Source organism: Asprobacillus argus (genome assembly GCF_032248395.1).
GTDB lineage: Bacteria > Bacteroidota > Bacteroidia > Flavobacteriales > Flavobacteriaceae > Polaribacter > Polaribacter argus.
The window spans coordinates 446,321-465,695 of record NZ_JAVTTO010000004.1 but is presented as its reverse complement, the minus strand read 5'-3'; the positions used below and the strand labels follow the sequence as shown (position 1 = coordinate 465,695).

Annotated in this window: 24 protein-coding genes; 15 read left to right on the top strand and 9 right to left on the bottom strand. The window is 34.2% G+C overall.

Annotation, left to right across the window (positions count from 1 at the left end; genetic code table 11):
- Positions 1–51: 51 nt before the first annotated feature.
- Entirely contained in the window at positions 52–579 is a 528-nt protein-coding gene (locus RQM59_RS12490; RefSeq protein WP_349242455.1) for an LbetaH domain-containing protein, read from the top strand.
- On the opposite strand, the gene RQM59_RS12485 is transcribed toward RQM59_RS12490, so the two are convergent.
- Positions 576–1,337: an MBL fold metallo-hydrolase gene (locus RQM59_RS12485; RefSeq protein ID WP_349242454.1), complete on the bottom strand. Its 762-nt coding sequence runs from the start codon at positions 1,335–1,337 to the stop codon at positions 576–578. The genes RQM59_RS12490 and RQM59_RS12485 overlap by 4 nt on opposite strands.
- Before the next feature lie 79 nt (positions 1,338–1,416).
- On the opposite strand from RQM59_RS12485, the gene RQM59_RS12480 reads away from it, so the two are divergent.
- The 4 genes from RQM59_RS12480 to RQM59_RS12465 are packed head-to-tail and all read left to right on the top strand — an operon-like array spanning position 1,417 to position 4,498.
- Entirely contained in the window at positions 1,417–2,865 is a 1,449-nt protein-coding gene (locus RQM59_RS12480) for a TonB-dependent receptor (RefSeq protein ID WP_349242453.1), read from the top strand.
- A gap of 51 nt (positions 2,866–2,916) precedes the next feature.
- Positions 2,917–3,465, top strand: a complete 549-nt coding sequence (locus RQM59_RS12475) for an RNA polymerase sigma factor (protein ID WP_349242452.1) — start codon at positions 2,917–2,919, stop codon at positions 3,463–3,465.
- Between the two features lie 31 nt (positions 3,466–3,496).
- Complete coding sequence (locus RQM59_RS12470) at positions 3,497–4,012, top strand: hypothetical protein (RefSeq protein WP_349242451.1); 516 nt, start codon at positions 3,497–3,499, stop codon at positions 4,010–4,012.
- Positions 4,013–4,498: a sensor of ECF-type sigma factor gene (locus RQM59_RS12465; RefSeq protein ID WP_349242450.1), complete on the top strand. Its 486-nt coding sequence runs from the start codon at positions 4,013–4,015 to the stop codon at positions 4,496–4,498. It abuts the gene before it with no gap.
- 8 nt (positions 4,499–4,506) lie between these two features.
- Here RQM59_RS12465 and RQM59_RS12460 read toward each other — a convergent pair whose 3' ends face one another.
- From RQM59_RS12460 to kdsB, 5 genes are all read right to left on the bottom strand, one after another.
- Positions 4,507–4,704: a hypothetical protein gene (locus RQM59_RS12460; protein WP_349242449.1), complete on the bottom strand. Its 198-nt coding sequence runs from the start codon at positions 4,702–4,704 to the stop codon at positions 4,507–4,509.
- Positions 4,705–4,821: 117 nt separating this feature from the next.
- Positions 4,822–5,088 (bottom strand): hypothetical protein, encoded by a 267-nt coding sequence (locus RQM59_RS12455; RefSeq protein ID WP_349242448.1) that lies wholly within the window; start codon positions 5,086–5,088, stop codon positions 4,822–4,824.
- Positions 5,089–5,112: 24 nt separating this feature from the next.
- Positions 5,113–5,739 (bottom strand): CatA-like O-acetyltransferase, encoded by a 627-nt coding sequence (locus RQM59_RS12450; RefSeq protein ID WP_349242447.1) that lies wholly within the window; start codon positions 5,737–5,739, stop codon positions 5,113–5,115.
- Entirely contained in the window at positions 5,740–6,432 is a 693-nt protein-coding gene (locus RQM59_RS12445; protein WP_349242446.1) for an HAD family hydrolase, read from the bottom strand.
- Positions 6,433–7,158, bottom strand: coding sequence for a 3-deoxy-manno-octulosonate cytidylyltransferase (kdsB, locus tag RQM59_RS12440; protein ID WP_349242445.1), 726 nt, complete (start codon positions 7,156–7,158; stop codon positions 6,433–6,435).
- Between the two features lie 345 nt (positions 7,159–7,503).
- Here kdsB and RQM59_RS12435 point away from each other — a divergent pair, with 345 nt between their 5' ends.
- Positions 7,504–7,851, top strand: coding sequence for a hypothetical protein (locus tag RQM59_RS12435; protein WP_349242444.1), 348 nt, complete (start codon positions 7,504–7,506; stop codon positions 7,849–7,851).
- Positions 7,852–7,910: 59 nt separating this feature from the next.
- Here the strand turns inward: RQM59_RS12435 and manA are convergent, their stop codons facing one another.
- The gene (gene manA / locus RQM59_RS12430) at positions 7,911–8,882 is read right to left on the bottom strand and encodes a mannose-6-phosphate isomerase, class I (RefSeq protein ID WP_349242443.1); all 972 of its coding nucleotides are present in this window, start codon (positions 8,880–8,882) and stop codon (positions 7,911–7,913) included.
- Positions 8,883–9,202: 320 nt separating this feature from the next.
- On the opposite strand from manA, the gene RQM59_RS12425 reads away from it, so the two are divergent.
- From RQM59_RS12425 to RQM59_RS12405, 5 genes are all read left to right on the top strand, one after another.
- The gene (locus tag RQM59_RS12425) at positions 9,203–9,892 is read left to right on the top strand and encodes a DUF6090 family protein (protein ID WP_349242442.1); all 690 of its coding nucleotides are present in this window, start codon (positions 9,203–9,205) and stop codon (positions 9,890–9,892) included.
- A 105-nt stretch (positions 9,893–9,997) separates the two neighbouring features.
- Entirely contained in the window at positions 9,998–11,065 is a 1,068-nt protein-coding gene (locus tag RQM59_RS12420; RefSeq protein WP_349242441.1) for an alpha/beta hydrolase, read from the top strand.
- Positions 11,062–11,772, top strand: coding sequence for a DUF6090 family protein (locus RQM59_RS12415; protein ID WP_349242440.1), 711 nt, complete (start codon positions 11,062–11,064; stop codon positions 11,770–11,772). The genes RQM59_RS12420 and RQM59_RS12415 overlap by 4 nt, the downstream gene beginning before the upstream one ends.
- A gap of 41 nt (positions 11,773–11,813) precedes the next feature.
- A complete protein-coding gene (locus tag RQM59_RS12410; protein WP_349242439.1) occupies positions 11,814–12,584 on the top strand; it encodes a DUF6090 family protein in 771 nt (256 codons plus the stop codon).
- The gene (locus RQM59_RS12405) at positions 12,581–13,342 is read left to right on the top strand and encodes a DUF6090 family protein (protein ID WP_349242438.1); all 762 of its coding nucleotides are present in this window, start codon (positions 12,581–12,583) and stop codon (positions 13,340–13,342) included. The genes RQM59_RS12410 and RQM59_RS12405 overlap by 4 nt, the downstream gene beginning before the upstream one ends.
- Positions 13,343–13,349: 7 nt before the next feature.
- Here the strand turns inward: RQM59_RS12405 and RQM59_RS12400 are convergent, their stop codons facing one another.
- Both RQM59_RS12400 and idi read right to left on the bottom strand, forming a co-directional pair.
- Complete coding sequence (locus RQM59_RS12400) at positions 13,350–13,763, bottom strand: 6-pyruvoyl trahydropterin synthase family protein (RefSeq protein ID WP_349242437.1); 414 nt, start codon at positions 13,761–13,763, stop codon at positions 13,350–13,352.
- A complete protein-coding gene (gene idi, locus RQM59_RS12395) occupies positions 13,756–14,274 on the bottom strand; it encodes an isopentenyl-diphosphate Delta-isomerase (RefSeq protein ID WP_349242436.1) in 519 nt (172 codons plus the stop codon). The genes RQM59_RS12400 and idi overlap by 8 nt, the downstream gene beginning before the upstream one ends.
- A gap of 118 nt (positions 14,275–14,392) precedes the next feature.
- On the opposite strand from idi, the gene RQM59_RS12390 reads away from it, so the two are divergent.
- The 4 genes from RQM59_RS12390 to RQM59_RS12375 all read left to right on the top strand — a co-directional run bounded on the left by RQM59_RS12390 (position 14,393) and on the right by RQM59_RS12375 (position 19,310).
- Positions 14,393–15,112: a peptidylprolyl isomerase gene (locus RQM59_RS12390; RefSeq protein WP_349242435.1), complete on the top strand. Its 720-nt coding sequence runs from the start codon at positions 14,393–14,395 to the stop codon at positions 15,110–15,112.
- Positions 15,113–15,200: 88 nt separating this feature from the next.
- Positions 15,201–16,790 carry a peptide chain release factor 3 gene (locus tag RQM59_RS12385; protein ID WP_349242434.1) on the top strand — a complete coding sequence of 530 codons (1,590 nt, stop codon included), beginning with the start codon at positions 15,201–15,203 and terminating at the stop codon, positions 16,788–16,790.
- Between the two features lies 1 nt (position 16,791).
- Positions 16,792–18,354, top strand: a complete 1,563-nt coding sequence (locus RQM59_RS12380) for a hypothetical protein (RefSeq protein WP_349242433.1) — start codon at positions 16,792–16,794, stop codon at positions 18,352–18,354.
- A gap of 23 nt (positions 18,355–18,377) precedes the next feature.
- Positions 18,378–19,310: a peptidylprolyl isomerase gene (locus tag RQM59_RS12375; RefSeq protein WP_349242432.1), complete on the top strand. Its 933-nt coding sequence runs from the start codon at positions 18,378–18,380 to the stop codon at positions 19,308–19,310.
- Positions 19,311–19,375: the final 65 nt, after the last annotated feature.

The window sequence follows — 19,375 nt, the reverse complement described above, 5'->3', positions numbered from 1 at the left end:
GTACTATTAATTATTATATCTTTATCGTCAACCTAATGGTCAATTAATAACATGACGCAACTAACCTTTTTTACTCAAGACGTTAAAAGAATGCTAGGTAAATACAAGATCAGGATACTTCACATATGGTTAAGTAGAGTTTTCTGGGGCGTATTAATGTACCGCATAGAACGCAGTTTCTTTTTAATCTTCAAAAAGTATTATGGTGTTCTCAGGGTACCTTTTATCCCTATTTTCAATATTTTTTATGCGTACTCGAATTTAGATATCAACTATAAAGCCGATATAAAAGGAGGAATACTGGTATTACATCCGGCCGTTGGTGTGGTTATATCTGGCCAGTCAGTAATTGGGAAAAATATAACCTTGACTGGAGGAAACATTATCGGCGCTAAAAAAACCTGTGAGCCAGGCTCTTTCGTTATTGGCGACTACTGCAATTTTGGTGCGAATGCTACACTAATTGGTCCACTTGTGCTTGGAAACAACATAACCGTTGGCGCATCGGCTTGCGTGGTAAAAAGTTGCACTGAGCATGGGAGCATTTTAATGGGCGTTCCGGCAGAAAAAACAAATTAGACATCTATTTTTAGCCCATCGTAGCTTAAGAATACATTTTCCGGCAATAATTTTTCTACCTCAGCATGAAAACCAAGTTTATGGCTGATATGGGTAAAATAAGCTCTTTTCGGGTTTATCTCTTTTACAAATGCTAAAGCCTCTTCCAAGTTTAAATGTGTAGGATGCACTTCAATGCGTAACGCATTGACAATTAAGACTTCCAAGTCTTGAAGTTTTTCCTTTTCTAGATCGTCTATAGTTTTAAGGTCTGTAATATAAGCAACATCGTCAAATCGATATGCGGTAATAGGTAAATTACCATGTAGTACCTCGATAGGAGTAACCTTTACGCCGCTTAATTCAAAAGGTGTTACATCTACAAGATTCTCGTGTAACTTAGGTGCCCCTGCATACCTATCCTCGGTAGCAAAAATATAAGCAAAGCGTGTTTTAAGGTTTTCTAAAACTCGTTCGGTGGCATATATGGGTACTTCTCCCATTTGATAGGTATATGGGCGTAAATCATCTACACCGGCTGTGTGATCTGAATGCTCGTGGGTAAACAGCACACCGTCTATAGATTGTACATTCTCGCGAAGCATTTGCTGTCTAAAGTCCGGACCACAGTCAACAATGAAATTGGCATCTTCCCAAGAAATCATAATGGACGAGCGCAGTCGTTTATCCTTTAGATCCTCAGACAAGCATACAGGGTCATTATTAGCAATCATTGGGATTCCTTGTGATGTTCCCGTACCTAAAAATGTAATTTTCATATATCACAAAAATAGCATAAAAATTGACTGGTAGGGCTTAAATTCATTACATTTGTTATTCTAATAAAATGCAAACAAAATGGCTATTTCTCTAAAAGGAGACAAAAAAATTAGCAGTGTACCAGCTACGAAAACCAAAGCACTGCGTATAAATTTAAATACGGATATTTACGGAACATTTGCCGAAATTGGAGCTGGACAAGAAACGGTTCGTAATTTTTTTAGAGCAGGTGGTGCCTCAGGAACCATAGCAAAAGCCATGAGTGCATACGATAAGGATTTCTCTGATGCAATATATGGTGTAGAGGCAGACAAGAGGTATGTTACTGAACCTCGTTTGCAGAGAATGCTAAGGCATGAAGTTGACTTAATCGAAGACCGTTTAAGCAGATCAAAACATCCTGATAAGTTGTTTTTCAGTTATGCTAATACGGTTGCTACCATAGATTTCTCTAAAAAATTTAAAGGCCATGGATGGGTTGGTATTCGTTTTCAATTAGATCCTCTAGAGGATTTTAATGAGATTGTACTCCACTTACGTTTTAGAGAAACAGATGCGAGATTACAGCAAGAAACATTAGGAATTCTAGGAGTTAACTTGATTTATGGGGCATTTTATTTAAATGATAATCCAAAAGAACTTTTAAAATCTTTCTATGACAATCTAGATAAAGACCAATTAGAAATTGATATGATCAATTTCTCAGGCCCTAGATTTATGTATGTAGATAATCGTTTAATGAGTTTACAGTTGGTAAAGAATGAAATGACCAATGCTGTAATGTTCGGACCCGATGGTAATAATTTATTGCCAGCACAGGTTTTATATAAAAAGAACATCTTAGCGTTACGCGGTAGTTTTAGACCAGTGACCAAGGTCAATATGGACATGTTCCAGAAATCTAAGGATCTATTCTTTGCAGAGAATAAGGTTGACCCTGATAACTCTCAAGTTATTTTTGAAATTACATTAAGTAACCTTAGAGCAGAAGGAGAGATTAACGAGCGAGATTTCCTAGATCGAGCAGAACTATTGTGTTCCCTTGGACAAAATGTAATGATCACCAACTTCCAGGAGTATTTTAAACTGGTTGAATATTTTAGTGAGTTTACCAAAGCTAGAATGGGACTTGCCATGGGTGTATACAACTTAATCCAGATTTTTGATGAGAAGTATTATCGTCACTTAAGCGGCGGAATACTGGAAGCTTTTGGAAAACTATTCTACAGAGACTTAAAAGTATATATGTATCCGTATAAAGATGCAGAAACTCAAGAGTATATTACCAGTGATAATTTAAAGGTACACCCGAGAATGAAAGAACTTTATAAGTTCTTTAAAAATAATGGTAAGTTGAATGATATTAAAGACTTTAACCCTGAAATTCTCCATATTTTCTCGAGGGAAGTTTTACGCATGATTTCTGAAGGTGAAGATGGGTGGCAAGATATGCTTCCAGAAGGAATTTCAGAAACCATTGTTCAAAATCGATTATTTGGTTTCTCTAGGAGAAGAGTTCGTAGATAATTAATTAAACCTTCTTATATTTATTTCGTCTAAATCAAAAAACAACAGTCGTTGATTGATGAAATAATCTTAGTAGAACAGCTTAAAGATGCTCATAGCAAAGAAAAAGCGTTTCGCGTGCTCATTAGTGAATACAAAGAACGTTTGTACTGGCATATACGAAAGATTGTAATTTCGCACGACGACACTGATGATGTTTTACAAAATACCTTTATAAAGGTATTTAGAGGTATTGACAATTTTAAACAAGATAGCAAATTGTATTCCTGGATGTATAGAATTGCGACCAATGAGTCTATCACATTCTTAAACAAAAGGGCAAGGGAGCGAAATACGGACATTTCAGAAATTAAACAAGAGTTGGTTTCTACCTTAGGGTCAGATACTTTGTTTACTGGAGATGCTATTGAAATTACATTACAAAAAGCCATTGCTACTTTACCGCAAAAGCAGCAGTTAGTTTTTAACATGAAATATTTTGATCACATGAAATATGATGAGATTTCCGTAGTTTTGGAGACCTCTGTTGGAGCTTTAAAGGCTTCCTATTTTCATGCAGTGAAAAAAATAGAGAAATATATCAAAACACAAGTCCTTTAAACCTTTATGGGTTTAATTAGTCTTACAAATAATGGATAACGAATTAAAAAATAGTGAAGATTTTATCAGAGAGAAAACCACTCGTGAAGGGTTTTCTGTTCCTGAGCACTATTTTGATAGTGTTGAAGATATATTTTCTGCAAAATTGAAGGAAGAAGCGTTACCTAAGCAAAACGGTTTTAAAGCTCCAAAAGATTACTTTGACACCCTTGAAGATCGTATTATCGATAAGGTTGTACCATCAAAAGTAACTAAGGTCATTCCTTTGAGAAGAAGGTTTATTAAAATGATGCCAGTTGCCGCTGCGGCTGTAATTGCTTTACTGGTTATTTTTAATATGCCTGCGGATATAGACGACCCTACTCCAGATGAAATTGTGAACTGGTTCGAGAATGATATTTATAGAATTTCAAGTGATGATATATCAATCGCGTTTGAAGATGTTGAATTGGATGATGATGTGGTAGATACTTCTATAGATATAGATGATATTGAAACTTATTTAGAAAATATAGATACTTCTTCTTTACTTAATGAAATAAATTAGATGATGATGAACTTTAAAAAAATACTTCTTCTTGCTTTTTTAGTCACTGGTGTGAGCTTACAAGCGCAAAAGAAGATCAAAAAACAAAGCAGAGAAAAGATTCGTACGTTAAAAATTGCCTACATCACTGATAAACTAGATTTATCTGAAGGGGAAGCTGAAAAGTTTTGGCCTATTTATAATAAGTATGACGCCATATTAATGAAGCTTCGAGTAGAGGAGCGTTATAAGTTGAAAAGATCAATATCCGAAACTGGTGGATTGGAAGCATTGTCTGAAGAGGATGCAGACGCAATCACAAAAAAAATGATCAGTTTGGAAAAACAAATGTATGAGACAAAGAAGCAGTTCTTTGTTAGTTTACGAAAAGTCATTTCTTCTAAGAAAATAATTCAGTTGCAAATGGCAGAGCGAGAGTTTAATAGAACAATGCTGCGTAAATTGAGAAAACCTAGAAAAAAGATAAAAGATAAAAAGGAGCCTTAGGCTCCTTTTTATTTATCTATAATGTTCATGCAAACATATAATTCTGGTTTGTTCATTATATACTTCTTTAACCAGATTGTCAATTCTTTTATTTCGTGTGGTAATAGCCTCTGCACTGCTTTTTCTAATTCTTTACTAAACAACTCTTTATTAAAACTTACTTTTTTTAAGATCGTTTTAGTATACTCAAACATTGCTCTGGCCATAAATTCCTTTTTTAATATAACGTCATCGAAAACGATTTCGTATGTGCTACAAAAATAAAACAAAAAAACCATTTCAAATTATTGAAATGGTTTTTATAATGTGAACGAAAAGTTAATTTACAACTGGTTTATTTTTGACACCAAGTTATTCGCTTTTTCTTCTAATTCTGCACTGATCGCTTTAAAATGTGCTTTCTTATTTTCTACATCTTTTGCATGTACTTTTGCTATTAATACATCAAACGTATCAATGGCTTCATCTATAATAGCTTCAGACTTTTTGGTATCTGCTTTTGGATTTACCAGTTCCCACACGTAACACTCTTCAATAATATCACCTAATGTGTAATTGATGTCTTTCTTTAAATTTTTTACACTTGCCATAATTCATGTTTTAAAGGTGCAAATTTAGTTTATTTTATTCAATTCTATCTGATACTGTTTAAAAAACTCACCTAAATGATAACCATCTACCAGTGCGTGATTAACAGCTACAGAAACTGGCATCATAAGCCTACTTTCTTTCTTCGAGAACTTACCAAAGGCTAGTTTAGGAACCGAATCATCTTTTACTCCAGAAAATGGCTCCTTATGCCCCGAAAAATTAAGCCAAGGCAACGCAGAACAATGGATGCAATTATCAGCATCATCAGAAGGAAACAAATCTGTAGTGGTTAACACTCGGTGCTTTTCTTTTTGAAAATTACTAAGAAAAACCTCAAAACGCTCATCGTAATAAATAAAGGTACAACCAAAGGTGTTATCTTCTCTAGAAATAGTTGCAGAAGCATGAATTGTATCATGTATAACAACTTTATCATCCTGAATTCGATAACGAAAATTTTCTACCGAATTAATTGCTTTCATACACGCATGAAGATATAATGCAAAAAAAGGAATACCCGTTTTCTTGGCAAAACTATATGCTTCTGTCACATCTACTTCCACTACAACAGCAAAATAAGGATCGCGCAATTTTCTAAAGTGCTCGAAATGTTGCTTTCTGTTCCAAGTTTCTATGTCTAGGTATCGCATTTATAAAAACTCTAATATGTCTGTAATTTTCTGTATTGTTTTGTATTCAGAGTTTAGGGCATCTTGCTTGGTAACCTCTTCATGCACCCAAGTTGTATGAAAAGGAACATGTATTGCCTCAGCTCCAATATTGACCAACGGAAGAACATCAGATTTCAAAGAGTTACCAATCATTAGTAACTCGTCTGGCTTGATATCTAAATGACTTAATAGTTTCTTATAATCGCCTTCCTTTTTTTCACTCATCACCTCTATATGATGAAAGTACTTTAATAACCCTGACTTCTCCAACTTTCTTTCTTGGTCTAGAAGATCTCCTTTTGTAGCCACAATCAATCTATATTTTCCATGTAAAGAAGATAACACCTTCTCTACACCATCTAGTAGATCTATAGGCTTGGTCAGCATTTCTTTACCTATATCCAGTATTTTTTCAATAACCTGCCCTTGCACATCTTTATTGGAAAGCTCCAGTGCACATTCTATCATTGATAGCACGAAACCTTTAATTCCGTAACCATACATCTCCAAATTTCTTATTTCGGTTTGAAAAAGTTCCTGGTCTATTTTATTTTCTGTTTCAAAAGAGCATAATAGCTTGGCAAATTCATGTTCTGCCTCTCTAAAATAGGTTTCATTTACCCATAATGTATCATCTGCATCAAATGCAACTACTTTTACATTCTTGTACATCTATATCATCTTTTTAGCCTCTTCTAAATCCTCAGGTGTATCAATACCTATTGATTCCGTAGCCGTTTCAATCATTTTTATTTTTTTGCCCATTTCTAAATACCGAATGCACTCAATCTTCTCTGCCTTTTCTATAGGAGTCATTTGAGTATGATAAAACTCAATCAGCGCTTCCTTTCTAAAAGCATAGATTCCTTTATGCTTATAATATAGCACCTTTTCAGTTTTATCTCTTTGATGAGGAATGACATTTCTTGAAAAATAAATGGCAAAATCATGTATATCAGTAATTACTTTAACATTATTTGGGTTCTCAATTTCTTCTACTTTGGTCATAGGTACCATTAAAGAAGCCAAGTCAATTTTTCTATCGGTGTCCTTACTAAAAACGTCTATTAACTTCTTCAATGAATTTTCATCAATAAAAGGCTCGTCTCCTTGCACGTTTACTATAAGGTCCACATCCATAAACTCGACTGCCTCTGCAATTCTATCGGACCCACAATTATGTTCTTTTTTACTTCGGATTACTTTTCCTTGTGCATTGCTGATTAGGTCAAAAATAGTATTGGAACCTGTTACCACATAAACATCATTAAAAAGGTTTGTGTTTTTAGTTGCTTCATATGTTTGTAAGATCACTGGTTTCCCACCCAAATCTTTCATCAGTTTTCCAGGAAATCTACTAGCGCTATATCGCGCTGGAATCATTGCAACTATGTTCATTGTTCTTAATAGAATTACAAGATCAAAGATACGTTTTTATAGATTCTTAAAATTATCGATACAAAATATAAATTCAACAAAACTTTAACATTATAATTATCAAGTAAGTATCTGTAATTTGAATTTTATACTTACATTTGGTGTATATGAAAAACCTAGTGCAGCTATACTCGCAAATTAAACATGTCTTAACGACAACTATGTGCAATATTACCATGCGCAAGCAACCTATTTATATAAAGAGCAGCACCAAGAATAGATTTAGGAAAAAATAAATACAATTATTTACAAAATATATAAGGTGCTTTTTAACAAAAGCACCTTTTTTAGTTTAAAAAAGAAATTATGGAAAACAAAATTTTAAAACCAGCACAAGATTCATTTGAGTTTGTAGTTAATAAAAGACAAGTCTCTAAGGAAAAAACATTGCATTCATCCATCCTCTTTAAGAAAGTACAATCTTTTGCTAATGAGTTTATTATTCCGAATAAAAATATTTTAGATACTAGTCCAAAATCGTTCGAATTAAACTTTATACAGAATGCATACTTGAATGAAGAATTGGTTGTAAAGAATCAGATAAAAAAATTAAACAGCACTTATTTAATTCTGCTCATTACTGTTTCAAAGAAAACGCAGAAAGATCCTATATGTGAAGCCACTTTTGGCTACACATTTAAAAAAGCTTCTTAATTAATTTTAAGTTGATTTTGGTTTGTTTGTAACTGGCTGAGGTGTTCCCTTGGCCAGTTTTACTTTATATACACTTCCAATAACTCAGTATTTTCTAAAGGATGAATACTAAAGTGTTTTAATGTATTTGGTACTAAAATGGTCTCACCTTTTTGTAGCGTTTCTTTTTGGTTGTCAGCTACAAACATTGCATTCCCTTTTACACACATATATATAACAAAAGAATCTTTATCGGAATGATCTATAGAAAAGACATCTGTTATCGGTACTATATTTGTGGTAAAATATGGGCACGATACCATTTCTGTACTTGAGTTTTGTTGTTTTCGGTAATTAGTTCTATAAGAATCTTTCACTACATAATCTATAGCGTCAATGGCTTCATCTGTATGTAGGTCCCTGTAATTTCCATGACTATCTTGACGGTCCCAATCGTATATTCTATAGGTAATATCGGAAGTTTGCTGTATTTCTGCCAACAAAACGCCTGCGCCAATTGCATGAACTCTACCTGTTGGAATAAAGTAAACATCTCCTTCCTTTACTTCATCGATATTTAAAATATCCGTCAATGATTTATTTTCCAAGTGGTGTTTATATTCTTCCGATGTAACTTCTTCCTTAAAACCAACAATCAAATTTGCTTTTTCATCTGCTTGCATAACATACCACATTTCTGTTTTACCAAAAGAATTATGTCTCTCTCTGGCCAAATCATCATGCGGATGTAACTGAATACTCAGTGCTTCTTTCGCATCAATAAACTTGATGAGTAATGGGAACTTTTCGGCAAACTGAGCAAAGACTTTTTCTCCTACTAAATCTCCTTTATACCTCGAAATCAACTCTTTTAAGTCTGTTCCTTCTAAAGCACCATTTGAAACTATGGAAGTATCTCCCTCAACATCAGAAATCTCCCAACTCTCTCCAACATCGTTCCTGTCGGTTGTTTTATTTAAAAGGTTTTTTAGTTTTTCTCCACCCCAGATTTTGTCTTTTAGGATAGGATCGAACTTTAAAAATTGCTTCATGGTTTTACTTTAGAATTCACAAATTTACAAGGATTTTGCTACAATATGGTCTTAATAAAATTTAATTAACTTTGAGAGAACATGTAATTTTAAAATCAACCACTCTAATATGTATGGCGTATTTCAGTCTTCCAGAATTGAATCCATAAGTGTTTTAGGAGATTTACATCGGTATTCTACTCTTGTTATTTCTTATTTACAAACGATAAAGACAAATAGTAGCTGAACTAGTTGTAACTTTTTTAAAACTTTATATACAAATCATATAACTTATCTTTAGCATTGTGATTAAAATCTTTAGAAACTTAAGAAAAAAAAATATGTCCAAGAATAATATCAAAAACTATCTTTTATATGCTTTTGGTGAAATTGCTCTGGTAATGATTGGGATCTTACTCGCACTGCAAGTAAATAACTGGAATGAAACTAGAAAACGAAAACAAGAACTGAGTAGTATTCTAAATACTGTAAAGCTAGACCTCGTGCGTGATACTATAATAGCAAAAGGTATTATCGATTTTTATGAAGCTAATGAAAAGAGTAGTTTAAAGTTTATCAATAAAGAAATCACAAAAGATAGCTTAACTACCTGTTTGTTATGTAGAAATCTAATTACAGTATATCGACCATTTGCCATTCAAACTAAAGGATTGGAGATGATAAAGAATTATAGCAATCAAAACAATGTCAAAAACGATTCTTTGATTTTAACGGTAACTCAATTCTACGGAACGCTGAGTCAGTTAATTGAAGATAGCAATGGTTTTATCAAGAAGGAGGTATTGAAAAATATAGAAAGTTTTCAAGAAAAACCTTGGTACGTAGATTGGACACAAGGAAAAATGACACCAGCAATTATGGAATATTATTTAAGTGAAGATTATAGAAAAAGAGTAGCCTCACACAATATATTTGGCTCTAAAAATCACTTGCAATTTGTGACTGTATATAAAAATGGAGCGAAAAAGATCATTGAAATGATAGATTCAAAATCAACGGAGAAGAAATAATGGATGGATTTAACATTGTAATGGTTATTGCCATCATCCTCTTTGCAAGATTAGGAGTGAGGCTTTACATAGGATATAAAAAGCATAAAAAAGGGCAAGAGAATAATGACTAGTTTAAAAAGTTTTTCTATTTGGATCATTGCGCTTAGCACGACACTCATTTTCGCTAAAAACAATGGTAAAATTGTTCAACAAGAGGTCTCCGGGCATCAGCTGTCTATATACATCCCTCATGAATATTCATCTGCCAAAAAGTATAAAGTAATCTATATTAATGACGGGCAATGGTTATTTAAACGATCCGAATCTTTACAGTTAGATAAAAAACTGGATAGTCTTATTGCCATGAATGCTATTGAACCCATCATTATTGTGGGTATCCATAGTGACAGATCAAGAACAGAAAATTATGTACCTTATAAAATAGAAGGTAATCCATACTTTGTTTCTAAAGCAGCGTCTTATGCAAACACTCTTACCAAAGAGATAATTCCGTTTATAGATACTAGGTACAGTACTATTAAAAAGCGTGAAGGTAGAGCTGTTTTTGGTTTTTCTTTTGGAGGATTGAATGCGACCTGGTTAGCTATACACTATCCAAATTCTTTTTCTTTTAGCGCTGGATTTTCTCCATCTTTTTGGGTGAACAATCACCAAATAATTAAAGAGGTTCATACATTAAAAGAGAACACTACTTTCTGGTTTGATATCGGTACTAATGAGTGGAACTATTACGTTCCTTTTATTGACTTAGCAATAAAACAGGGCGGTGTGTATGGAAAGTCTATTTTTTATTATGAAATACCTAAAGGTGAACATACAATTGATCATTGGAAAAAAAGACTACCCTACCCTATTCTTGTTTTTGCAGGTAAAAAGGCAGGAAAAATAGAAGATTGGAATATCGAGATTGAAGTGATCAAAAGTACATCCAGGAAAGGTGTTTTTTATCAGAGAATCAATCCAATAGTTACCCTAACAAATGGGGTTAAATATTCATTAGCAGATCAAGCAACCTACATACTAAAGAACAAAAAAGATGGAAAACTAGCAGCGGATGGGCGCTTTGCATTTGATGGGCAAAATGATCTGAGCATTGTTGTGTCCTATAAAGGTTTTAAAGAAGAAATTATTATAAAATATCTAGACATTCAGAAGTTAAAAAAACAATGATCACAATTTTTCGTAAAACACGTCAAAAACTACTAAGTGAAAACAATATGGGAAAGTATTTTAAATACGCTTTAGGTGAGATTATATTAGTCATGGTTGGAATCTTACTCGCACTACAAGTAAATAACTGGAATGAAAGTAGAAAGGATAGAATTCGAGAAAATGCCATTTTAAAGGAGCTGCATAGAGATTTTAAAAAGAACCTGCAGCAGTTTAACGAGATTGTTGCAGTTCATGAAAAATCGCTGCGAGGCTCAAACCGATTCAAGAAATTCATTAATCATCCCAATCCAATCCAAGTAAGAGATAGCATTGGGAAGTATTATTTTTTAGCTTTTAATGGGGTTTCATACAACCCATCAAATGGTATTGTTACCTCTTTAATCTCTTCAGGAGAATATAAGCTCATTAAGAATGATACGTTACGAAATTATTTAATATCATGGAAAGACGCTCTAGAAGATTATACAGAAGAAGAGCAAGTTTCTAATAGGTTGTGGTCTGAAAAAATTGAACCTTTTCTTATTGACAATGGTGATCTCGCGAATCTTACGAATCCAATAAACTTTAAATTGATTACCACAATGAAATTTAAAAATTTGACGCAACGACATATTTTTCTTCTCAGAAATATTTTAAGATCTATAGATCAAGAACCTTTGCAAAATCACTTGAACGAGATCGTACGACTTTCTAAAACAGAATAGATATGATAAAGTTTTTTAGAACTATTAGACAAAATTCTCTTATGAAAAATAAAACGAGTACGTATGTAAAATATGCTATTGGTGAAATTGCTTTGGTTATGGTCGGAATCCTATTGGCTCTGCAGGTGAGCAATTGGAATCAGGGGGTTCAAAAAGAAAAACTTGAGTTAAAGCTTTTAGGCAAACTCCAGGAAGACCTTACCAATATGTATGGCGACATTGCCAATGATCTAAAAACCATGCAACTTGGGGACCGCAGTCATTTCAGAATATTAGATTACATGCAAAAAAATGAAACCTATAAAGATAGCATGTGCTTCGATTTTCATTGGCTTGCGAAGGACGAATATATCTATCCGGTAACCTCAACCTATGATGTTATAAAAAGAGAGGGGCTTAATATTGTTAAGAACGACTCTATTCGGATGGGCGTTCAGTTAGCTTTCGAGAATTTTTTCTCACGCCTGGTAAGAACAAATGCATTTTATCCAAATATTGAAGAGTTCTTTTCTCCTTATTTCCAAAAAAATTTTACGCCAAACAAGAACGAAGATCTTATTTTTAAGGAGCAGTTTTACGGATATACTCAGACTTTTCCCTATAAAAAGAGGGTAAATGATAAAACATATACCATTGCCATTGGTTATGTCCCAAAGGATTTTGAAAAATTGAAAAAAGATGAGGAGTTTTCCATGTTAATGCAACAAGCTTACTCTTATAGAACATACAAAATCAATAGATATAAATCTGCTAAGTATGTCATCGAAGAGCTCCAAAAATTGATTGATAAAGAATTAAAAAACAGGCAATGATCAAAATTTTTAGAAATATTAGGAAGCAATTCATAAAAGATGGTAAGACTAGTAGCTACTTGAAATATGCCATTGGAGAAATTGCATTAGTAGTCATTGGTATTTTGTTAGCATTACAGATTAATAACTGGAATGAGCAATCCAAGAAAAATGATCTAAGAGAAAAGTATTTACTATCATTGATCGAAGATCTTAAACAAGATACTACACTTGTTAAGAGTCAATATAGTTTTTATAAAAACGACACCATCAAATTACAATCGCAAATAAGACGGATTAAAAAATATAAAAACTCCATTGACACCGTTAAAAAGATTGCGAGATATGAGTTTGACACCAACATACAACTCATTACAACCTTTAGTAACAAAACCTATCAAACACTTATAAATACAGGGAACATTGACCTTGTTGATCCTTGGTTAGTGGAAGAACTTTCAAAACTTGATCAACTTCAAAAATTAGTCATCGATATTTATTCGTTGAGCATGCGATCTTATTCTCAAATACTTGGTATATACAATCAACGATATCCTTTCTATGATGATGCGCTTGCCGGTGACGTATTAGATGTTATCTGGGAACAAGCCGATGATAAGCACTTCCTCGCAAATTATAATGAGATCGTAAGTTCGAAACAAACAACGGCTAACAATATTATTCAGATGTTACCGCCTATGTATTCACAAACTGCTCGTTTGCTAAAGAGGATCGAGGCTTCCTATCCTGATTTGTTTATCAAGAAAAATTCTAAGTAGGATTTCCTTACTCTCCAGAGTAACTCACAAAATTTCTAGGAGTTTCATACAACTTCACCTTCATTTCCAAGTGATCTGGAATATGCGTTCTTAGCTTATTATAGATAACCACACAGATGTTTTCGGCTGTTGGATTTAATGTCTTGAACTCTTCAACCTCAATATTCAAGTTCTTATGATCGAAACTATCCTCCACTTCAGAACGGATCAGTCGTTTCAATTTACCTAGATCATATACAAATCCCGTTTCAGGATCTATTTCACCTGTTACGGAAACAATCAATTCATAATTATGCCCATGGTAATTAGGGTTACTGCATTTTCCAAATACTTCCAAGTTCTTTGCATCGGACCAATCGGATCGAAACAATCTATGTGCAGCATTAAAATGCGCTTTACGATACGCTGTTACTTTAGGCATGAGTTAATTTTGAATAGGATTCTTGAAATATGATTTTGAACCAGGCGGTATATTGGTCTGGGTTAGTTTCCATGTCTTCTTTTACAGCATCTAAAGACATCCATTTATACGCTTCTACTTCTTCTTTATTAATGTCTGGCTCCCCATTAAACGTTCCAACCATAACATGATCAAGTTCGTGCTCTGTGAGTCCATTATCAAAAGGTGCCTTGTACACAAACCAGAAAATCTCTTCTAAATCAGTAGTAAAACCCATTTCCTCTTGTAAACGACGTTTTCCTGCTTCAAGGGATGTTTCTCCGTCTCTCTGGTGAGAACAACATGTATTTGTCCACAATAAAGGTGAATGATACTTATCCGCAGCTCTTTGCTGTAGCATTAACTCTCCTTTATCATTAAAAATAAACACGGAAAAGGCTCTATGCAATACCGCTTTTTCATGTGCTTCCATTTTTGGCATCAATCCTATTTGATTGTCTTGTGTATCTACCAGAATAACCTGTTCCTCCATTTTTCCTATTTGATACACAAAAATACGAAAATCAATCGATTGAAATTTAGTTGTCTTTTGTTAATCTTTCTACAATTAATTCTACCGAAAACTGCGCTAATATTTATATTTGTTGTTCATGAAATACTCTTCTTTATACGTAACTGCATTCTTACTTTGCTTAGCATCCCTATATTCTTGTAAGCAAAAAGAAGTACAACCGAAGGAAAAGGTAGTTCTTAAAAAGGTCTCTATTAAAAAAATTGAAAAGCCTTTAAAGAAAGAAGTAGTAAAGAAAGTAACCCGAGATACCGATACAATCAATAAGAACAATGTGGTAGCGTTCCTAACGGCGTATGGGAAACAACACCCAGAAACTGTTGTATTGTTTGAAACACGATTTGGTAATATTAAGATCAGGTTGTACAGAGACACTCCATTGCATAGAGCGAATTTCATTTTCCTTACTAAGAAAGGATATTTTAGTACCACATGTTTTCATCGAGTAGTTCCCAATTTCATTATTCAGGGCGGAAACTCAGATCATCCGTTAACACGGAAGTTAAGAACGAAATACAATTATGTGATTCCGCCTGAAATAAAATCCCATAGAAAACATAAATACGGAGCCTTGGCAGCTGCAAGAGAATGGGATAATAATCCAAAGAAACTATCATCTCCATATGAGTTTTATATGATACAAGACAAAAGAGGGAGTCATCATTTAGATGGTGAACACACTATTTTTGGCGAAATTATTGAAGGGATCTCCACCATGGAAAAAATTGCTGCTTTAGAGACCGATTCAAAAGAGTGGCCCATTAGGGATGTCTATATCAAAGCCAGGGTTTTACGATAGTACCTATTTGAAGTTATCAAACTAAATACTTCGCTCCTATTTTGCTCATTTTCTATTTAAACTTACCTTTGCACATCAATTTTTGTAAATGAGCTTTTTAAAAGAAATAGATCGTAGAAGAACTTTCGGAATTATATCGCATCCAGATGCTGGGAAAACAACCTTAACTGAAAAATTATTATTGTTTGGAGGGGCTATTCAAGAAGCTGGTGCTGTAAAGAATAACAAGATAAAGAAGGGAGCTACCTCCGATTTTATGGAAATAGAACGTCAACGTGGTATCTCCGTAGCTACATCTGTATTGGCTTTCATTTATAGAGATAAAAAGATCAATATTTTAGATACTCCTGGACATAAGGATTTTGCAGAAGATACGTTTAGAACACTTACTGCTGTAGATAGTGTGATCGTAGTTATTGATGTTGCAAAGGGTGTAGAGGAGCAAACTGAAAAACTAGTGGAGGTATGTAGAATGCGTAAGATTCCGATGATCGTGTTTATCAACAAGTTAGATAGAGAAGGAAAAGATGCATTTGATCTTTTAGACGAAGTAGAGCAAAAACTGGGTTTAACTGTAACACCTATGAGTTTCCCTATTGGAATGGGGTATGATTTTAAGGGGATTTATGATATCTACGGAAAGAAATTAAACCTCTTTTCTGGAGAAAACAAACAAACCATTTCGGAAGGTATTGAATTCAATGATCTTGACAATCCAGAGTTGGATACCGTTGTCGGGGAAACTGCCGCCGAAACATTGAGAGAAGAGTTAGAGTTAGTATATGAGGTATATCCTAAATTTGATCAAGAGAAATACCTCAACGGAGATCTACAACCTGTTTTTTTCGGATCTGCCTTAAATAATTTTGGAGTTAAAGAGTTGTTAGATGCTTTTATTGATATTGCACCAAACCCTCAACCTAAAAAAGCAGAGGAGCGTTTAGTGGATTCAAAAGAAGAAAAATTAACGGGCTTTGTATTTAAGATTCATGCGAACATGGACCCTAAGCATAGAGATCGTCTAGCCTTTGTAAAAATTGTTTCGGGAACTTTTAAGAGAAATGCTCCTTACCTCCATGTTCGAAATGGAAAAAAAGTAAAATTCTCAAGTCCAAATGCTTTCTTCGCAGAAAGAAAAGAAATTGTAGAAGAATCGTATCCAGGAGATATTGTTGGATTGCACGATACAGGAAACTTTAAGATTGGAGATACTTTAACTGAGGGAGAAGTGCTCAATTTTAAAGGAATTCCAAGCTTTTCGCCCGAGCATTTTCGTTATGTAAATAATGCTGATCCGATGAAGGCAAAGCAACTTTATAAAGGTTTAGATCAATTAATGGATGAAGGTGTTGCGCAATTGTTTACCTTGGACATGAACGGGCGTAAAATTATTGGAACTGTAGGAGCACTTCAATATGAAGTAATTCAGTACCGATTAGAACATGAATATGGTGCTAAATGTACCTACGAAAACATTCATGTTCATAAGGCTTGTTGGGTGGAAGCAGAGGATGAAAAAAACGAAGAATTTAAAGAATTTAAAAGAGTAAAACAGCGTTATTTGGCAAAAGATAAGCAAGGGCAGTTAGTGTTTTTAGCAGATTCTGCTTTTACCATTCAAATGACGCAAAGTAAATACCCCACAGTAAAATTACATTTCACAAGCGAATATAATTAGTATGAAAAGAGTATTACTTTTATTAACGTTAGCGTTAATGACTATAGATGGTTTTACGCAAGAAGCACAGAGTGTAGCTAGCCTAAAAGGTACTGAAGTTAAAACTGGTATAAGGTTACAATATTTAACTATGGATATGCCTGTAGATCAAGTATCTTATCCGTTAAAGCCCACAATGGGCATGATGGGTTTACACTATTTGGTGGGCCTGAATGATTGGCTCTATGCTGGTATAGGAATGAAAGCAGCCGCTATTGGAGATCAAGGAGGTTTATTCACATTAGGCGTTGACTTAGGAGTCAATCAACAATTGTATAAAAATCTATACCTAGATGCGAATGTGCATTTTGGTGGCGGAGGTGGTTTTCGCTCTTTGGTAAACGGTGGGGCTATTATACAACCCAATATAGGTCTACAATATAAAGCAAAACACTTTTCATTTGGAGCTCAATACAGTCATGTAAACTTCTTTACGGGTATTATGAAAAGTGATGCTGTTTCTTTCTTTATTGAAATACCAAGTGTTCTTCGGTTTGCAAATTATACGGATGCAAGAAAGGACTTCGTAACTACAAACCTATCATCAGATAATTTTTGGAAAAGACCAGCAACCAAAAACGTACAACAAGTTCGTTTTGACTTTCTTTTTCCTATTGGAGGCTCTAGAGAAGATGCACCTGCTAATAATGCATTACTGCGAAGAACCTTGTATGTAATTGGTTTTGAGTATCAAAAGTATCTCAATTCAAATTTGTTTTTATATGTTCATACAGATACAGTATACAAAGGATTAATAGCTGGTTTTATGGATCTTTATTTTGGAGCTGGCTATAATTTTGTAGACACAAAATACATCAACTTTTTTGCAAAAACGGGAATAGGAGCTGCCGGTGGAAGGATTGCACAAGAGGGAGGAATTACCATGTACCCCAGTGTAGGATTTGATATTAAGTTTACAAATAATATTGCCTTAAGCCTTCATGGAGGATACGTAAGAGCTTTAGATGGAGATTTTGAAGCCTACTCATCTGGATTTGGAATTAAATATTTCGGGTTAAGTGGTGGAACTAAAGAGCCAATTACTAAAAAATCAATTGATAAAGTTGAAACTAAAGGGTTTAGAATTGGGGTTGAAAACCAATCTTTCTTTAGAGTAAAAAGATTTGGAGCTCACACAGTCGATTTACAACTCATTGCAATTAAGCCTTACTATGATTTATCAGATAATTTCTATCTAATGGGAGAAGCCAGTTTTGCCTACGAAGGAAACTCTGGAGGATATGCACACGGTGTATTTGGTATTGGCGCAAAAAGTAACCGCTTCCTAAATGATAAAATATCTGGTGTTGCTGAGTTTTCATTTGGAGCTGCTGGAGGGGGTAGAGTTGATACAGGAGAAGGCCTTGTCGTAAGACCAACTATCGGGTTGAATTATCATTCTTCGGATGCTTTAACTTTTAATGTTTCTGTAGGGCAATTACTATCTCTGGATGGAGGTGTAAGCTCAAATAATATAAACGTAGGATTCAGCTATGGCCTATCATTCTTAAACGCTAAAAAATAATTATAAAAGATAAAAACTAGAATATGAATAACGGAATATATGCAAAGTTTAAGACCTCTAAAGGAGATATCTTAGTAAACTTAACTTATGATCTTACCCCTGGTACGGTTGGTAATTTTGTAGCCTTGGCAGAGGGAAATCTTGAAAACGATTCTAAACCTCAAGGAACGCCTTATTATAATGGATTAAAGTTTCACAGAGTAATTCCAGATTTTATGATTCAAGGAGGATGTCCTCTTGGAACGGGGACTGGAAATCCAGGTTATAAGTTCGATGATGAATTTCATCCAGAATTAAAGCACGATAAACCTGGAGTATTATCTATGGCTAATTCTGGTCCAGCAACGAATGGAAGTCAGTTTTTTATTACACATGTGCCTACTCCTTGGCTAGATAATAAACATACTGTTTTTGGAAATGTTGTAGAAGGACAAGATATTGTAGACGCAGTAGCACAGGGGGATGAAATGACTGAGATCGAAATTATTAGAGTTGGATCTGACGCTGAGAATTTTAACGCCGTAGAAGCTTTTAGAACATTTGAAGGAGCGAGAGCTGAACGCGAAGCAGAAGAATTACGAAAGCAAAAAGAGTTATTGGACTCTGTTGCTGCAGGATATGACGAAACTCCTAGTGGATTACGTTATCAAATTTTACAAAAAGGAGATGGTAAACAAGCAACCAAAGGTGCCATGGTTTCTGTGCATTACAAAGGTCAATTGTTAGATGGAACCGTTTTTGATTCCTCCTATAAACGCAAACAGCCTATAGATTTCGCCATTGGTGTTGGACAAGTGATTGCAGGTTGGGATGAAGGGATTCAATTATTAAAAGTGGGCGATAAAGCGCGTTTAGTTATTCCTTCTCATCTAGCATATGGTGAAAGTGGAGCTGGTGGAGTCATTCCTCCTAATGCTACTTTAATTTTTGATGTGGAGTTAATGAATGTAAAATAAACTTCAAAATTTATATGGTAAAAGCTCTCACGTCCTCGTGGGAGCTTTTATTTATATTGCATATA

Coding starts and splice junctions, on each gene's coding strand:
- RQM59_RS12470 (WP_349242451.1), top strand. CDS start 3,497: ATGGATAACGAATTAAAAAATAGTGAAGATTTTATCAGAGAGAAAACC.
- RQM59_RS12415 (WP_349242440.1), top strand. CDS start 11,062: ATGATCACAATTTTTCGTAAAACACGTCAAAAACTACTAAGTGAAAAC.
- RQM59_RS12410 (WP_349242439.1), top strand. CDS start 11,814: ATGAAAAATAAAACGAGTACGTATGTAAAATATGCTATTGGTGAAATT.
- kdsB (WP_349242445.1), bottom strand. CDS start 7,158: ATGAACATAGTTGCAATGATTCCAGCGCGATATAGCGCTAGTAGATTT.
- RQM59_RS12435 (WP_349242444.1), top strand. CDS start 7,504: ATGGAAAACAAAATTTTAAAACCAGCACAAGATTCATTTGAGTTTGTA.
- RQM59_RS12420 (WP_349242441.1), top strand. CDS start 9,998: ATGACTAGTTTAAAAAGTTTTTCTATTTGGATCATTGCGCTTAGCACG.
- RQM59_RS12480 (WP_349242453.1), top strand. CDS start 1,417: ATGGCTATTTCTCTAAAAGGAGACAAAAAAATTAGCAGTGTACCAGCT.
- RQM59_RS12425 (WP_349242442.1), top strand. CDS start 9,203: ATGTCCAAGAATAATATCAAAAACTATCTTTTATATGCTTTTGGTGAA.
- RQM59_RS12490 (WP_349242455.1), top strand. CDS start 52: ATGACGCAACTAACCTTTTTTACTCAAGACGTTAAAAGAATGCTAGGT.
- RQM59_RS12485 (WP_349242454.1), bottom strand. CDS start 1,337: ATGAAAATTACATTTTTAGGTACGGGAACATCACAAGGAATCCCAATG.
- RQM59_RS12385 (WP_349242434.1), top strand. CDS start 15,201: ATGAGCTTTTTAAAAGAAATAGATCGTAGAAGAACTTTCGGAATTATA.
- RQM59_RS12405 (WP_349242438.1), top strand. CDS start 12,581: ATGATCAAAATTTTTAGAAATATTAGGAAGCAATTCATAAAAGATGGT.
- RQM59_RS12465 (WP_349242450.1), top strand. CDS start 4,013: ATGATGATGAACTTTAAAAAAATACTTCTTCTTGCTTTTTTAGTCACT.
- RQM59_RS12450 (WP_349242447.1), bottom strand. CDS start 5,739: ATGCGATACCTAGACATAGAAACTTGGAACAGAAAGCAACATTTCGAG.
- RQM59_RS12460 (WP_349242449.1), bottom strand. CDS start 4,704: ATGGCCAGAGCAATGTTTGAGTATACTAAAACGATCTTAAAAAAAGTA.
- RQM59_RS12390 (WP_349242435.1), top strand. CDS start 14,393: ATGAAATACTCTTCTTTATACGTAACTGCATTCTTACTTTGCTTAGCA.
- manA (WP_349242443.1), bottom strand. CDS start 8,882: ATGAAGCAATTTTTAAAGTTCGATCCTATCCTAAAAGACAAAATCTGG.
- RQM59_RS12400 (WP_349242437.1), bottom strand. CDS start 13,763: ATGCCTAAAGTAACAGCGTATCGTAAAGCGCATTTTAATGCTGCACAT.
- RQM59_RS12455 (WP_349242448.1), bottom strand. CDS start 5,088: ATGGCAAGTGTAAAAAATTTAAAGAAAGACATCAATTACACATTAGGT.
- RQM59_RS12380 (WP_349242433.1), top strand. CDS start 16,792: ATGAAAAGAGTATTACTTTTATTAACGTTAGCGTTAATGACTATAGAT.
- RQM59_RS12445 (WP_349242446.1), bottom strand. CDS start 6,432: ATGTACAAGAATGTAAAAGTAGTTGCATTTGATGCAGATGATACATTA.
- RQM59_RS12375 (WP_349242432.1), top strand. CDS start 18,378: ATGAATAACGGAATATATGCAAAGTTTAAGACCTCTAAAGGAGATATC.
- idi (WP_349242436.1), bottom strand. CDS start 14,274: ATGGAGGAACAGGTTATTCTGGTAGATACACAAGACAATCAAATAGGA.